The organism is uncultured Acetobacteroides sp. (genome assembly GCF_963667355.2).
Lineage (GTDB): Bacteria > Bacteroidota > Bacteroidia > Bacteroidales > ZOR0009 > Acetobacteroides.
Window position 1 is genome coordinate 2075221 of sequence record NZ_OY763328.2, and the last position, 15270, is coordinate 2090490.

The following is a 15270-nucleotide window of genomic DNA, read 5'->3' on the forward strand; positions in this document are numbered from 1 at the left end:
CAAGACTTTGGCGAACAGGAATAAGCAATAACAGCTACTCAAAGTTGTCCCCTCATTAGGAGAGGATAAATAGCCTCTTGGTATACTTACATCAAAAATCCTAGCCAAAGTTTTGCTTGATCGCCTGTATACAACCAATATCTCAGTTTTGTTGAACCTGTTAATATCATTATAAAAAATGGAGTACGGTATTCTATCGCTCCTTCCAGCATTGGTTACCATTGTTGTGGCTTTTGCTACGCGCAAGGTTACTTGGGCGCTGTTTTTAGGGGTTGTGGTAGGCAGCGTTGTGGCTGCCCCATCGCTTGCGGCATCGCCAAAGGAGCTGCTGCACTACGTTGCGCTTTGCTTTAGCAACTTCGAGCGCAACATGATTATTCTTTTCATCCTAGCAGTAGGGGCATTGCTAGAGCAGCTCCGCTTTAGTGGCGCTTTTGATAAGTTTGCCGAATACATCATTCGCTACCTCGACAAGCCGCAAAAGACGCGCGTGTCCACCTTCCTCATCAGCCTTGTCCTCTTTTTCGACGACTATGCCAGCATTCTAATAAGCGCCACCTCTATGCGCTCGGTGGCGGCCAAGCAGCGCATCCCTAAGGTGTACCTCACCTACCTTATCGATAACACGGCTACCATTGCCTCTGGCGCAATAGTTTCAACATGGGCGGCCTACGAGGGTTCGCTTATGGTAGATGCCGGAAAACCTTTCGGGTTGAATATCTCCTCTACTGAATACTTGGTAAAGATGATTCCTTATAACATATTCATTTACCTACTCTTGTTTTTCGCATTCATCTCCGCATTTTCGGGGAAATGGATGGGCAAGCGGATGAAATCGGGAGGACAAGCACACTTTGAGGAGATGCAAAACATCAATCCAAAGGTTACGCACAAAACCTTTATCTACCCCATCGTGATGCTGGTTGCGCTAGCTATAGTTGGAACCATAGTGGCCGGTGTTATTGCACTTAAGGTAAAAGGTATAAGCACATATACGCCTATCGACATTATTGGTAACTCGCCAACGATTGAAGTGCTATTCGGGGCTACTCTTGTAACGATAGCCTACTCTTCTACAATTCTTTTTAGAAATAAGGTTATCAGCATAAAATCGTTCTTTAGTTCATCTAAGAATGGAATAGTTCATATGCTGCCCACGGCCTTCATTATCCTTTGGGCAACGGGGCTAACCGAAGTTTCGGCAACGCTAAATACGGGCGGCTACATCGTATCGCTACTCGAACCGTTTATCACCGCGCCGATGATTCCGTCCATCGTATTTGTGATGGCGCTGCTGATAAGCGTCGCTACGGGTTTTTGCTGGAGCTCGATGGCCATTACGATGCCTATTGCCTTTGGAATGGCCATGGGCTTGGGCGGCGGTGGCGAAATGGTCTACATCGTATCGGGGGCCGTAATTGGCGGCTCCATTGCTGGCGATTTGCTGATCCCCTACTCCGACATTACCATACTAGCCTCCTCGTCGATGGGGGTTTCGCCTATCAACCACATAAAGTCGCATTTTAGGCAGGTGGTAACGGTTGTTATCGTATCGTTTATCGGCTTTTGGGCGTTGGCAATGGGGGTTCCGGCTACCGTGGTGGTGCTGCTGGGCGCTGCGCTGCTGTACGGCATCCACACGCTTTGGGCAAAGCCAATTTAGGGGTGAGCCACCCAGCGGATAACGCTATCAGAGCAAGCATGAAATTCTAGATAGGCATCTGAAAAAGGCCGCAAAGAAAACGGGCAACCTTTACTGGGTTGCCCGTTTTAGATCTATATATACCGTTGGTAGATTACTCGCGATGATATTTCTTTTCGGTATCACCAATTTTCAGCAACAGCGTGCTGCTATTAACCACCCTAAATGTGTAGGTAGGCATGGTGTCTATCTTATACTCCTCGGACACCCTCTTGTAGTCGTTATCTACGCTTTTAAATGGAACATACCCCTTGGCGGTGTCTGGTCTTACCGAAAATTCATTTACAAGAAAACAGATTTTCTCTGCAAGTACCGAAAGCCTCCCCTTGATTTCAAGAGAATCAATGAAAGATTTTGCGGTATCAACAATTGTCGATTTGGTGATAACGAACTTCGATTCGCTAAGGTTGATGGTCGTTTTTCGAACTAAGCTGTCGGGGGTATAGAACTGAGAGCTATCCATTGCTACCCATTTTCCGGTGTAGATGGGCTCCTGGTTCGATACGCAAGAGTAAATTAGCGCCGAAAACAGCAGCAGAATTCCCCAAAGGGCCAGCAAAGAAGTGGTTTGTCTTTTCATAGTAAAGTAATTAGCGATTATCCCCTTTTCAACGCAACAAAAAAACAAAAAAATATCGTTGTTGATACCGCCGAAGGTAGAATAAATTAACCCATTACGTGCAGCCATGGGCGTCGGAGGAAAGGCGGCTAGAGCAAGGGGCGACCTCCTTTGGGGAGATCGCCCCTCTTTAGTGCGTCCAAACCCGGAAAGAGGGTGTAGGGCTACTTCTTTTCGGAATCCTTCTTCTGCTTGGCGAGAAGGGTGGCCCTGGTGCGTAGCTTTTTGGCGTACTCGGCGTCGAGCTGGAGGAGCAGGTCGTTAACCTTGCCCCACTCCGAGGTGGGTTCGGCCATGGCCATGCCGGCAACCAGCGTACGGAAGCCGCGAATGGCCGCTTCGAGCTCCTTGCGGGCGATGCTGGCCGCATCGATGTCGAGCCGCTCCTGGGTGGCCTCGCGGCGCTGCTCGAAGAGCTTGTCGAAGCTGGTCTGTACCGATTGCAGCTCGTCCAGAATGGGCTGCACGCCAGCTTTCGCCACCGCCGCCGCATAGTCTGGCTGCTTGAAATCGTTGAGTAGCCCCTTAATCATGGCCGATTCTTCGCTGTAGGCGCTCCGAATCAGGTCCAATCCGTAGGTGTCGAGCTTCGAGAGCAGAAGCGTTGCCGCCTCCACCGACGTTGCATTAGAAGAGAACGATAGGCCCATAACGGTGTAGTAAAGCCACTTTACCACCCTATCGCGGTCGGCATCCAAGGCCAAGATCGGATCGGTGAGCATGCTCTTGTCGTCCTTCTTGAAGCCTTCGTCGTACTTGTTGAACTTCGCCTCTACGGCTAGGTAGAGCGGCGACTTCGAAACCAGAAGAGGCCCATGCTGGCGGGCAACGCTCAGCGTCTGCGAGGTGTACTCGTAGAGTTCCGAGGTGTTCATGCCGCTGGTGCCCAGTTGCTGTTTCATGATCTAGGATTTGGTTAGGTAAGTAAACAAATCAGTCGTATGGTTTGGTGCACTATTTCTTTTATCATCCCCCCGAGCGGAGCTGGTGAGCTTGTCTGGGAAGCTGGAGACTGTTCATGCAACTGTGTCTGCAAAATGATAACGATAACTTTGCAGACAATGAAAGAGGAAGAAAAAGTAGCGAGCTTCAGCTACGAGGAATTTGAGAAGGAGGCCATCAAAGGCCTTTACGAGCGCAAGAGCCTAAGCGGCGAGAATGGGGTGTTCGCCCCGCTGCTCAAGCACTTTTTGGAGAAGGCCCTAGCGCTGGAGCTGGAGCAGCACCTGAAGGATTCGGAGGGCAACAAGCGCAACGGCGCTACCACCAAAACGGTTAAGAGCTCGAACGGCGAGTTTGAGCTCAGCCCCCCCAGAGACCGTAACGGATCCTTTACCCCAGAGATCGTGGCCAAGCGGCAGGTGCTGCTGGACGACGAGCTCTGCGAGAAGGTGCTCTCGCTCTACGCCAAGGGGATGAGCTACGCCGACATTCGGAAGCTGCTGATGGAGGTTTACGGGCTTTCGCTCTCGCCCGCCCAGATGAGCGAGCTCACCGATCGGCTCATCCCCGAGCTGCAGGAGTGGCAGCAGCGCCCGCTGAGCCCGCTCTACGCGATAGTCTGGTTCGACGCCATCCACTTCAAGTGCCGCGAGGGCGGTGCAGTGCAGGGCAAGGCGCTCTACAACGTCTACGCGGTCAGCTAGGAGGGCTTTCGGGAGCTGCTGGGCATCTACATTGCCGGGAGCGAGTCGGCCCGCTTCTGGCTGGAGGTGCTGCAGGATCTGCGCCTTCGGGGCGTGGAGGACATCCTGATCGCCTGCACGGATAACCTCAAGGGCTTCAGCGAGGCCATCAGCAGCACCTTTCCCGAGACGGTCATCCAGAGCTGCATCGTCCACCAGGTGCGCAGCACGCTCAAGTACGTGGTTAAAAAAGACTACAAGGCCATCACCGCCGACATGCGGGCCATCTACGGCAGCCCCACGCTGGAGGCGGGCGAGGCGGAGTTCGAGCGCTTCGCCGAGCGCTGGGGGACGAAGTACCCCACCGCCGTCAAGAGCTGGCGGGAAAACTGGTACAAGCTGAGCTCCTTCTTCGACTTCGGCAGGGAGATCCGCCGGCTCATGTACACCACCAACCCCATCGAGGGCATCCACCGGCGCATGCGGAAGGTGACCAAGACCAAGGGGTGCTTCTCCTCCGACATGGCCATCAAGAAGCTGATATACCTCGTTATTCGGGATATCAGCTCGAGCCCAAAGCGGGAAGTTGCGGGGTGGAAGCTCATCTACGGGCAGCTTTGCATTAAATTTGCCGAGCGGATGGCCAAGTTTGGAGCATGAAGAACACCCGCGAAGGAAGGCCAGGCCTCCTAGCGGGGCAAGGGTATACAAGTGGCTCCGTTCCTCCGCCACCCTTGCCCCGCTAGCAGCCCTAACCTAAAAGGCAGGCGTAATTCCTGCTTCCGAAAAAATAGGGTAGACACAGTTCCGTGAATAATCCCGGAAGCTGTAGCCCCGAACCTCGGGAATGCCCCTGCAACCGTGAAAGCTGATTCCCGACCCCTCGGAAATGCTCTCGCAATGGTGAAAGCTCATCCCCGACCCCTCGGGAATGCCCTCGCAATGGTGAAAGCTCGTTCCCGACCCCTCGGAAATGCCCTCGCAATGGTGAAAGCTCATATCCGACCCCTCGGGAATGCCCTCGCAACCGTGAAAGCTGATTCCCGACCCCTCGGGAACGCTCTCGCAACCGTGAAAGCTCGTTGCCGAGGCGGCGACCGCTAGGGCCTGGCTAGTTGAGCTCGATGCACGAGCGGAGGTAATTCTCGTACAACGGACGGAGATCCTCGTAAGCCTTCCGAGCCTCGGCATCGCCCCCATCGGCCAGCTCCTTTACGTGGAAGTAGAAGGCGGTCGATTGGGCCGCTAGCCGGTTGTCCACCTCCTGCTTGGCCTTCAGCAGGAAGGACTCCAGCTCATGTGCGCGCGTTTTCAGCACCTCGGCCAGCAGCTCCAGCTCGTCGGGGTTATGGTTCGGATTCTTTTGCAGGGAGTTGATCACCTCAGCCAGCTCTTCGAGCTCCTGAAGCTTGTCGTCGATGTTCGTTAGGTCTCTACTATTGCTATCCATAATCTATTTGTAGGTTTTGCCATCAAAATATTAGCTTCCGAATCCAAATATAAGCTTTTGTTAAGCAGATGATGCTCCTTTCGCAACATTTTGCAGCAAAAATTAAACTAGTCCATTCCCCCTAACGTTATCCAGTAAATTACTCCTACCGCGAGCGTTTCACCCTGAGGTATCGTAGTAACCGAACTCTCTTACCCAAGAACTAGTAACTGTACAGCTATGACGCACATCGAAGAACTCGTTCGCGAACTCGTAGACAAGCATGGCACGCAGCGCAGCAGCCTGATGGCGGTGCTCCAGGAAATCGTTGGGCACGAGCGCTACCTGAGCGAGGAGGCCATGCTGACCGTAGCCCGCGAGTTCAACATCTCGGCCGCCGACGTATTTGGCACCGCCTCCTTCTACACCTTCCTCGATACGGTACCCCGGGGCCGCAACATCATCCGCGTATGCAAGACCATCACCTGCCACATGAAGGGCAAGGACCAGCTGATTGCGGCGCTCGAGGAGGCCCTCGACACGCACATTGGAGGTACCACCGCCGACGGGCAGTTTACCCTGCTAACGGCCAACTGCCTTGGCTGGTGCCACAAGGGCCCGGTGATGCTCGTCAACAACGACGTTTACCCGGCCGTAACGCCCGAGTCGGCCATAGCCATCATCAGCAAGTATCGACCCTAAAAACCCGCCGCCATGGAATCGAAGAATCTGAAAAAGGTTGACCTGATATTTCTCGACACCCCCTACGCCGACATCGTTCAGACGCTGCAGCGCGCCGTCCAGAAAACGCCCGACGAGCTCATCCTCGAGGTGATCGACTCCGGCCTGCGCGGGCGCGGAGGCGCAGGCTTCCCCACCGGGCTGAAGTGGCGCTTCGCCAAAACCGAGGATAGCACCGTCAAGTACGTGGTGTGCAACGCCGACGAGGGCGAACCCGGAACCTTTAAGGATCGCGAGATCCTGCAAACCGTCCCCTATAAGGTGCTCACCGGGATGGCCATCTGCGGGTACGCCATCGGCGCGCACCAGGGGTACATCTACCTGCGGGGCGAGTACAACTTTCTGCTGCCCGAGCTGCTGAAGCACGTCCAAATCTTTAACAAGACGCTCGAGGAGCTCGAGCTGGGCTTTTCCGTTGGCGTAAAGAGCGGCAGCGGCGCCTACATCTGCGGCGAGGAGACCGCCCTGTTCGAGAGCATGGAGGGTAAGCGCGGCGAGCCCCGCAACAAGCCACCCTACCCCACTCAGTGGGGCTTCGACAGCAAGCCAACGGTAATCAACAACGTGGAGACGCTGGTGTACGTCACCATGATTGCCCGCCTTGGCGCCGAGCAGTTCCGCAAGATGGGCACCAAAGACTCCTCGGGGTCGAAGGTATTCTCCGTTTCGGGCGACACCCCCATCGCCGGCATCTACGAGCTGGAGCTGGGCATGCCGCTCGACGAGTTCGTTGCCGAGTTTGGCGATGGCGACACCAAGGCCGTTCAGGTTGGAGGCGCCTCGGGGCACTGCGTACCGCGCAAGCTGTTTGCCGATACCATAATTGGCTTTGAGGGGATACCCACCGGGGGCTCCATGATGGTCTTCAACTCCACCCGCTCGATGTACAACGTGCTGCACGACTACCTCGAGTTCTTCTGCGAGGAATCGTGCGGGCAGTGCACACCCTGCCGCGTGGGCTGCCAGCAGCTGCTCAAGGGCATCGAAGCCGTAAAGCGCGGCGAGCGCAAGCCCGAGTACCTTGACGATCTGAAGAAGCTGGCCGCCACCATGAAGATTGCCTCCAAGTGCGGCCTCGGACAGTCGGTAGCCAACCCCTTCAACTCCATCGTCGACAACTTCCGCGAGGAGATCATCTACTAACCCCCAAACCCTAGCGCCATGAACGAGTTTAAGGTAAACCTCAAGATAAACAACATCCCCATTGCCGTTCGCGAAGGGACCTCCATCCTCGAAGCCGCCAAGATGCTCAACTTTAACATCCCAACGCTGTGCCATCACCCCGACCTGTCGATTGCCGGCAACTGCCGCGTGTGCGTGGTGGAGATAAAGGGCAGCCGATTCCTTTCCGCCGCCTGCGCAACGCCCGTTGCCGAAGGGATGGAGGTGCTTACCAACAGCGAGAAGGTGCGCACCGCCCGCAAGCATGTCATTGAGCTACTACTGTCGGAGCACAACGCCGACTGCACGCGCTGCTTCAAGAACGGCAGCTGCGAGCTGCAGGAGCTGGCCGCCGAGTACCGCATCGGCGAATACACCTTCATGAACCTGCTCAACTTCAAGAACCATAAGATCGATCGATCATCGCCATCCATCGTAAAGGATGACAACAAGTGCATCCGCTGCCAGCGCTGCGTGCGCACCTGCGACGAGCTACAGAACATCGGAGCGCTAACCGTTGCCTACAAGGGCGACAAGCAGCTCATATCAACCTTTATGGGCAAGCCGATATCGGAGGTGATTTGCACCAACTGCGGCCAATGCGTCAACCGCTGTCCCACCGCTGCGCTGGTAGAGCAAACCTACATCGAGGAGGTGTGGAAGGCCATCAACAACCCCGAAAAGTACGTGGTGGTGCAAACCGCACCGGCCATACGCGCCGCACTGGGCGAGGAGTTGGGATTTCCACCAGGAATGCGCGTTACGGGCAAGCTGGTATCGGCGCTAAAGCTGATTGGATTCGACAGCGTGCTCGACACCGACTTTACCGCCGACCTCACCATCATGGAGGAAACCGCCGAGCTCCTCAACCGCCTTAAACGAGCGCTGGTTGACAACGAAACGGTAGCCCTTCCGATGATGACCTCCTGCTCGCCCGGCTGGATAAAGTTCCAGGAGCACCTATTCCCCGACATGCTCGACAACCTCTCCACCTGCAAGTCGCCTCAACAGATGTTTGGCGCCCTCGCCAAAACCTACTACGCCCGCAAGAAGGGCATCGACCCATCGAACATGGTATCGGTATCGATAATGCCCTGCACGGCCAAGAAGTTCGAGGCTAAACGTCCCGAGATGCGAGACAGCGGCTACCAGGATGTAGACTACGTGCTCACCACCCGCGAGCTGGGGATGATGATCCACCAAACGGGCATCGACTTTATGAAGCTCTCCGACGAGCACTACGATAGCCTCATGGGCGCATCTACCGGTGCCGGGGTTATCTTTGGCGCAACAGGTGGGGTGATGGAGGCCGCCCTACGTACCGCATGGGAAATAGTAACCGGAACCGAAGTTCCGTTCGAGAAGCTGAACATCACGCCCGTTCGTGGCTTCGGGGGCATTAAGGAAGCCTCGCTGAAGCTGACCAACGTAAAACCCGAGTTCAGCTACCTCGAAGGGGTAGAGCTTAAGGTGGCAGTAGCGCACGGCTTAGCCAACGCCAAGAAGCTGGTGGAAGGTATCCGCAGCGGCGAGCTGCAGTTCCACTTCGTAGAGGTGATGGCCTGTCCAGGTGGCTGCATTGGAGGTGGTGGACAGCCAATACCAACCAGCAGCGAGATACGCTCGAAGCGGGTTGCAGCCATCTACGCCGAAGACATGGGGCTGGCCATCCGCAAATCGCACGACAACCCCGAGGTGAAGCTGCTCTACAAGCTCTTCCTCGGCGAACCCAACAGCCATAAGGCGCACGACCTGCTACATACGCACTATAAGCCTAGAAAGGGGTACTAGTAAAACACCTATCTTGCTGAGCCCTCTTTTACAGTTTGCATAAGGTATATTTAGCGCTGACCTCCCGCTTAAAGCGGGAGGTCAGCGCAGCTGGGGGTGGTTGTAATTTATAAATTACAGAAAGCGATATGGTAAAAAATCAGCTCAGAACCACCCCACCCTACGGGCACCCCTCCTTAAAAAAGGAGGGGAATAAGCACAGAACATCCTTTGCTGATAACATCAAGCGCTCTCCTAAAATCGAAGGATAATTAAAAAAGCCTGCAAGCAACACAATGCTTACAGGCTTTCTGATTATAGAGTTGTAGTTTGTAGTCTACTTGTACCCCTTCTTATGCACGCTCTTTACGGCGCGGCCCGATGGGTCGAGCATATCCTTAAACGACTTATCCCACGCAATAGCCTCGGGCGTGCTGCAAGCCACCGATGGCACCGATGGTACGCAGGCAGCAGCCTGATCGCTGGGGAAGTGCTCGGCGAAGATCGAGCGGTAGTAGTACTCCTCCTTGGTGCTTGGCGTATTTAGCGGGAAGCGGAACTTGGCGGTTGCGAGCTGCTCGTCGGAAATCTCCGTAGCGGTTAGCTCCTTTAGCGAGTCGATCCAGCTGTAGCCAACGCCGTCGGAGAACTGCTCCTTCTGGCGCCACGCCACGCTCTCGGGTAGGTAATCCTCGAAGGCCTTGCGCAGAACCCACTTCTCCATGCGCTCGTCGCCCGACATCTTATCCTTGGGGTTGATGCGCATAGCCACGTCCATAAACTCCTTGTCGAGGAAGGGCACGCGCCCCTCAACACCCCACGCGCATAGCGCCTTGTTGGCACGGAGGCAGTCGTACAGGTGCAGCTTGCTGAGCTTACGCACGGTTTCCTCGTGCAGCGCCTTGGCATCGGGCGCCTTGTGGAAGTAGAGGTATCCGCCGAAAAGCTCGTCAGAGCCCTCACCCGAAAGCACCATCTTTACCCCCATCGACTTGATAACCCTTGCCAGCAGGAACATTGGGGTTGATGCACGAACGGTGGTTACGTCGTAGGTTTCGAGGTGGTAGATAACGTCGCGAACGGCGTCCAATCCCTCCTGTACGGTAAAGTGAATCTCGTGGTGGATGGTTCCGATATGCTCGGCCACCTTTTTGGCGGCGATGAGGTCGGGCGAGCCCACTAGGCCAACGGCAAACGAGTGGAGCTGCGGCCACCAAGCTTCCTTGGTGTCGTCGCTCTCGATGCGCTTGGCGGCGTACTTCTTGGCCACGGCTGAGATGATGGACGAGTCCAATCCGCCCGAGAGCAATACCCCGTAGGGCACGTCGGACATCAGCTGGCGGTGCACGGCATCCTCCAGCGCCTTGCGAAGGAGGGCAATATCGGTTTCGTTATCCTTAACGGCATCATACTCCATCCAGTCGCGGGTGTACCAGCGCTTCATCTCGCCATCCTTGCTGTAGAGGTAGTGGCCGGGTAGGAACTCCTGAATGCGGTTGCAGTACCCTTCGAGTGCCTTGAGCTCCGAGGCCACGTAGTAGTTGCCGTACTGATCCCATCCCTGGTAGAGCGGAATGATGCCCATGTGGTCGCGACCAATCACGTACACATCCTTCTCGCGGTCGTATAGCGCAAAGGCAAAGATCCCGTTTAGCTCTTCGAGGAAGTCGGGACCCTTCTCCTGGTAAAGCGCAAGGATAACCTCGCAGTCGGAGTTGGTTTGGAACTCGTACTTATTGGCGTACTGATTTCGGATATTGAGGTGATTGTAGATCTCGCCATTAACAGCGAGCACCAAATTTCGGTCTTTGCTGTAAAGGGGTTGGCGACCCGACTCGGGGTCTACAATAGACAGGCGCTCGTGGGCGAGGATCGCCTTGTCGTCGCAGAAGATGCCCGACCAATCGGGACCACGGTGCCGTATGCGCTTGGCCATATCGAGCACCTGTGGGCGTAAATCTGCCGACTTACACTTCAAATCGAAAACTCCGACTATTCCACACATAAAAATTTGTTTTGTTGTCTCTTCGTTATCCGGAATCGGATTTTGGCAATAAACTCCATATTGCCCACAAATGCAAGCTAAATAATACTGGCTCTCATTTTTCGCCCTACATCCTGGTAGAATAATGCGCTGACGATCACCACCGATTCGTTGTGCGCGCCGTACAAGGGGTCGATTACAGAAAAGCGCATCAAAGCAAATAAGGATTAAATATTCCGGATCATCTTTTGAAGGTTGACTAGTGAAATTGCATCCTCGACTATCAAATTTTGAAGGTCGACCCTTGAATTTACATCCTCAACCACCAAATTTTGAAGGTCGACCCTTGAATTTGCATCCTCGACCATCAAATTTCGAGGGTCAACCATTGAATTTGCATCCTCAACCACCAAATTTTGAAGGTCGACCATTGAATTTACATCCTCGACTATCAAATTTCGAGGGTAGCCCCTTTGCTAGCCATAGAGTAAAATAAAGGCACAGGGCTAGGCGGCATTTGCAATGCCGTCTGACTTAAGTAGCGGTCGTAGACTGTAATGAAACGCCTAGACACCACAATCACAACTCACCTCTACGGCTACGCTTAACTTTTTTACTACTTTTGATTGCGGTCTGAACCGAGCGCTTTGCGCGAGTTCGGCGTAGCCAACCCACTACTTAGCAAAGTCGAAGTTGCAAACTTCTCCTAGCCTCGTGCACTGATGCAGGCTACGGCGAACTGGGGGAAAAATTCTTTTAAATTTTACAATTTCAAACCATGATTACTCAAGAAAAATTGGAAGTGTACAAATACTTTGGTGGTGATATTGATGGCTGGAGTCGAATAGGAACTTCTTTGCAAAAGCAAACCATTAAGGATAAGGATTGGATTGTAATTGACGAATTTATCCAAGATTTGTTTTTAGTTAAAAGCGGAATTGCTTCAATTAGTTTTATTAATTCATTAGAAAAAAAACTACATGAGTTTTGTGATAGTGAAAAAACAATGCAAGAACTTAAAAATATGGTTGATCTTGGTTCGTAGCTTTCTCTTGTTGAGCGAAGTTTAATCAGCGAACAAGGTAAAGCGACTAGATTGCCGTATTACTTAAACGTATTTTGCAACCGCCATAAAACGAGAATAAAAAAGCCTGGAGCAACCCGGGCTTTTTTGTGCTATAGGGTGGAGGTGTTCTTCTAGAAGAAGTTCTTGAAGCGCTTTGGGTGGTAAAACCATCGGTTAGAATCTCCCCCATTCTTTTGCTATCTTGCCGTATCAAAATCAACCGGAAGCAAATACTACGCAACATGGATAAACGCCTCTACCTGCTGGATGCCTACGCGCTCATCTACAGGGCGCACTACGCCTTCTTCAACCGCCCGATGCTCAACGCCGCCGGGCTCAACACCTCGCCCATCTTCGGTTTTACCCGTGCGCTGCTCGAGATCATCAAGAAGGAAAAGCCGACGCACCTAGCGGTGGCGTTCGACCTAGGGAGGGTTACCTTCCGCACCGAGCTCTACCCCGAGTACAAGGCCCACCGCGACGAGACGCCCGACGACATCCGCAAGGCGACGCCCATCATCAAGGATATCCTTAGGGCGATGAACATCCCGATCCTAGAGGTAGAGGGGTACGAGGCCGACGACATCATCGGCACCATTGCGCACCGCGCCCAAGGCCACGGCTACACCACCTTCATGGTGACGCCCGACAAGGACTACGGGCAGCTGGTTACCGACCACATCCGCATGTACAAGCCCAAAAAGGGCGATAACGATATCGAGATTCTGGGGCCGAAGGAGATCTGCGAGCACTACGGCATTGCCGAGCCACGGCAGCTGATCGACATCCTCGCGCTCTGGGGCGATGCCAGCGACAACATCCCCGGCGTGCCGGGCGTGGGCGAGAAGACCGCCTGCAAGCTCGTCGGCGAGTGGGGCAGCGTGGAGAACCTGCTGGCCAACGCCGATAAGCTGAAGGGGAAGCAGAAGGAGAACATCGTCAGCTACCAGGAGCAGATGATGCTCTCGAAGCGGCTGGCCACCATCGTGCTCGACGTGCCCGTCGATTTCGACGAGGAGAAGCTGGTGATGGAGGAGCCCGACCACGAGCGCCTATCCGAGCTGCTAACCGAGCTGGAGTTTACCTCCATCCTCAAGGAGATGGGGATGACGCCCACCGCTGCAGCACCAACCGCAGCGCCCGAAAAGGCCGCACCGCAGTCGGCGCAGATGTCGCTCTTCGGCGATACGCCCATGGCGGCGACCGGCGCTGTTAAGGCGTACAACACCATCGAGGATATCGCCCACACCTACCACATCGCCGAGACCAACGAGCAGCTGGAGGAGCTGGTAGCCACCCTACGAGGCAACGGCGAGTTTACCTTCGACACCGAAACCACCGGGCTGAACCCCTTCGAGGATCGCGTGGTGGGCATGTCGTTTGCCATTCGCGAGCACGAGGCGTGGTACGTGCCCGTTACCTCCGGCCGTCAGGCCGAAATTATGGCGATTTTTCGCCCCCTTTTCGAGGATGAGACCATCGGCAAAACGGGGCAGAACATCAAGTTCGACCTGCAGGTGCTTAAGGCCAACGGCATCGAGCTCCGCGGCAAGCTATTCGATACGATGATTGCCCACTACCTGATAGAGCCCGAGCTGCGCCACAACATGACCTACCTCGCCGAGACCTACCTCCACTACTCGCCCGTAGAGATCGAGGAGCTCATCGGCAAAAGAGGCATCCACCAGGGCACCATGGACCGCGTGGAGCTCGAGAAGATTGCCGAGTACGCCGCCGAGGATGCCGACGTAACGCTGCAGCTGCGCAACAAGCTCGAGCCTATCCTAAAGGAGCAGGGTCTAGTGGAGCTCTTCGAAACCATAGAGATGCCGCTGATGCCCGTGCTGGCCGATATGGAGTTTACGGGCGTTAAGATTGATGATGTTGCGCTAAAGGAGTACGCCGGCGTGCTGTTAAAGGATCTGCTGGTGCTAGACGAGGCGATTAAGGCGATGGCGGGCGATCCAACGCTCAACATCAGCTCGCCAAAACAGCTGGGGATAATCCTCTTCGAAAAGCTGAAGATTAGCGATACCATTAAGAAGACCAAAACCAAGCAGTACTCCACCAGCGAGGAGACGCTCCAGCAGCTGCGCGACAAGCACCCTATCGTGGATAAGATTCTGGAGTTCCGCGGCATAAAGAAGCTCCTCTCCACCTACGTGGAGGCGCTGCCTGCCCTTATCAGCAAGAAGGATGGCCGCATCCACACCTCGTACAACCAAACGGTAACGGCAACAGGCCGACTAAGCTCCAACAACCCCAACCTACAGAATATACCCATCCGCGACGAGCGCGGCAAGGAGATTCGCCGCGCCTTTATCGCTGGTGGTGATGACCATCTGGTGCTCTCGGCCGACTACTCGCAGATTGAGCTACGCCTGATGGCCCACTTTAGCAATGACCCGTCGATGGTGGAGGCCTTTATCCACAACGCCGACATCCACACGGCAACCGCCGCCAAAGTGTACCACGTGGAACCATCGGAGGTGACCCGCGAACAGCGCGGCAGGGCCAAGACGGCCAACTTCGGTATTATCTACGGGATATCGGCCTTTGGCCTTTCGCAACGGCTGAACATACCAAGGGGCGAGGCCAAGGAGCTTATCGATGGCTACTTCGAGTCGTACCCCGGCGTAAAGGCCTACATGGATCGCGTGATAGAGCAGGGCCGTGCCGACGGCTACGTAACCACCCTCTTCGGGCGCAAGCGCTACCTGCGCAACATCAACGCGGGCAACGCCATGAGCCGCAGCCTCGACGAACGCAACGCCATCAACGCACCGCTGCAGGGATCCGCCGCCGACATCATCAAAATTGCCATGATTGCCATCCATAAAGAGCTAAAGCGCCGCAACCTCCGCACCAAGATGACGCTGCAGGTGCATGACGAATTGGTGTTCGACGTGTACAAGCCCGAGCTCGACGAGGTGAAGCAGCTGGTGGTCGAAAAGATGGAGAGCGCCGCCCAGCTGGCCGTTCCGCTCACCGCCGAGGCGGGCGTGGGCGAGAATTGGCTGATTGCACATTAATTTGAGATATTAGAATTTAGATATTAGACGTTAGAAATGCGGTAGAGGCAGGTTTAATACCTGCCTCTCGTTTTTTTTATATCAACCAATCCCACCAACCCTAACAGGTTTTTGAAACCCGTCTCTACGAAGGTTTATGAA

Annotated in this window: 11 protein-coding genes and 1 pseudogene; 7 read left to right on the forward strand and 5 right to left on the reverse strand. The window is 54.6% G+C overall.

Features of this window, described 5'->3' with window-relative positions; all coding sequences use genetic code 11:
* Window positions 1–178 precede the first annotated feature (178 nt).
* Window positions 179–1663, forward strand: coding sequence for a Na+/H+ antiporter NhaC family protein (locus tag ACHZA1_RS08550; RefSeq protein WP_320054821.1), 1485 nt, complete (start codon window positions 179–181; stop codon window positions 1661–1663).
* A gap of 133 nt (window positions 1664–1796) precedes the next feature.
* On the opposite strand, the gene ACHZA1_RS08555 is transcribed toward ACHZA1_RS08550, so the two are convergent.
* Window positions 1797–2282: a hypothetical protein gene (locus ACHZA1_RS08555; protein ID WP_320054822.1), complete on the reverse strand. Its 486-nt coding sequence runs from the start codon at window positions 2280–2282 to the stop codon at window positions 1797–1799.
* Between the two features lie 203 nt (window positions 2283–2485).
* The gene (locus tag ACHZA1_RS08560) at window positions 2486–3223 is read right to left on the reverse strand and encodes a DUF6261 family protein (protein ID WP_320054823.1); all 738 of its coding nucleotides are present in this window, start codon (window positions 3221–3223) and stop codon (window positions 2486–2488) included.
* Window positions 3224–3382: 159 nt separating this feature from the next.
* Here ACHZA1_RS08560 and ACHZA1_RS08565 point away from each other — a divergent pair.
* Window positions 3383–4606, forward strand: a pseudogene (locus ACHZA1_RS08565) (IS256 family transposase).
* A gap of 451 nt (window positions 4607–5057) precedes the next feature.
* Here ACHZA1_RS08565 and ACHZA1_RS08570 read toward each other — a convergent pair.
* On the reverse strand, window positions 5058–5396 hold the full coding sequence (locus ACHZA1_RS08570) for a hypothetical protein (RefSeq protein WP_320054824.1): 339 nt from the start codon (window positions 5394–5396) through the stop codon (window positions 5058–5060).
* 219 nt (window positions 5397–5615) lie between these two features.
* Between ACHZA1_RS08570 and ACHZA1_RS08575 the strand changes: the two genes are divergently transcribed.
* From ACHZA1_RS08575 to ACHZA1_RS08585, 3 genes are read left to right on the forward strand one after another with little or no spacing between them, the layout of a single operon-like run.
* Window positions 5616–6077, forward strand: a complete 462-nt coding sequence (locus ACHZA1_RS08575; RefSeq protein ID WP_320054825.1) for an NAD(P)H-dependent oxidoreductase subunit E — start codon at window positions 5616–5618, stop codon at window positions 6075–6077.
* 12 nt (window positions 6078–6089) lie between these two features.
* Window positions 6090–7259 (forward strand): NADH-ubiquinone oxidoreductase-F iron-sulfur binding region domain-containing protein, encoded by a 1170-nt coding sequence (locus ACHZA1_RS08580; RefSeq protein ID WP_320054826.1) that lies wholly within the window; start codon window positions 6090–6092, stop codon window positions 7257–7259.
* Between the two features lie 18 nt (window positions 7260–7277).
* Window positions 7278–9068, forward strand: a complete 1791-nt coding sequence (locus ACHZA1_RS08585; protein ID WP_320054827.1) for an NADH-dependent [FeFe] hydrogenase, group A6 — start codon at window positions 7278–7280, stop codon at window positions 9066–9068.
* A 316-nt stretch (window positions 9069–9384) separates the two neighbouring features.
* On the opposite strand, the gene asnB is transcribed toward ACHZA1_RS08585, so the two are convergent.
* On the reverse strand, window positions 9385–11052 hold the full coding sequence (gene asnB / locus ACHZA1_RS08590; protein WP_320054828.1) for an asparagine synthase B: 1668 nt from the start codon (window positions 11050–11052) through the stop codon (window positions 9385–9387).
* Window positions 11053–11258: 206 nt separating this feature from the next.
* Window positions 11259–11462: a hypothetical protein gene (locus tag ACHZA1_RS08595; RefSeq protein ID WP_320054829.1), complete on the reverse strand. Its 204-nt coding sequence runs from the start codon at window positions 11460–11462 to the stop codon at window positions 11259–11261.
* Between the two features lie 347 nt (window positions 11463–11809).
* On the opposite strand from ACHZA1_RS08595, the gene ACHZA1_RS08600 reads away from it, so the two are divergent.
* Window positions 11810–12076: a hypothetical protein gene (locus ACHZA1_RS08600; protein ID WP_320054830.1), complete on the forward strand. Its 267-nt coding sequence runs from the start codon at window positions 11810–11812 to the stop codon at window positions 12074–12076.
* Between the two features lie 263 nt (window positions 12077–12339).
* Window positions 12340–15129, forward strand: coding sequence for a DNA polymerase I (gene polA / locus ACHZA1_RS08605; RefSeq protein ID WP_320054831.1), 2790 nt, complete (start codon window positions 12340–12342; stop codon window positions 15127–15129).
* Window positions 15130–15270 lie beyond the last annotated feature (141 nt).

Coding starts and splice junctions, on each gene's coding strand:
- ACHZA1_RS08560 (WP_320054823.1), bottom strand. CDS start 3,223: ATGAAACAGCAACTGGGCACCAGCGGCATGAACACCTCGGAACTCTAC.
- ACHZA1_RS08600 (WP_320054830.1), top strand. CDS start 11,810: ATGATTACTCAAGAAAAATTGGAAGTGTACAAATACTTTGGTGGTGAT.
- ACHZA1_RS08585 (WP_320054827.1), top strand. CDS start 7,278: ATGAACGAGTTTAAGGTAAACCTCAAGATAAACAACATCCCCATTGCC.
- ACHZA1_RS08575 (WP_320054825.1), top strand. CDS start 5,616: ATGACGCACATCGAAGAACTCGTTCGCGAACTCGTAGACAAGCATGGC.
- ACHZA1_RS08595 (WP_320054829.1), bottom strand. CDS start 11,462: ATGGTCGACCTTCAAAATTTGGTGGTTGAGGATGCAAATTCAATGGTT.
- asnB (WP_320054828.1), bottom strand. CDS start 11,052: ATGTGTGGAATAGTCGGAGTTTTCGATTTGAAGTGTAAGTCGGCAGAT.
- ACHZA1_RS08570 (WP_320054824.1), bottom strand. CDS start 5,396: ATGGATAGCAATAGTAGAGACCTAACGAACATCGACGACAAGCTTCAG.
- ACHZA1_RS08580 (WP_320054826.1), top strand. CDS start 6,090: ATGGAATCGAAGAATCTGAAAAAGGTTGACCTGATATTTCTCGACACC.
- polA (WP_320054831.1), top strand. CDS start 12,340: ATGGATAAACGCCTCTACCTGCTGGATGCCTACGCGCTCATCTACAGG.
- ACHZA1_RS08550 (WP_320054821.1), top strand. CDS start 179: ATGGAGTACGGTATTCTATCGCTCCTTCCAGCATTGGTTACCATTGTT.
- ACHZA1_RS08555 (WP_320054822.1), bottom strand. CDS start 2,282: ATGAAAAGACAAACCACTTCTTTGCTGGCCCTTTGGGGAATTCTGCTG.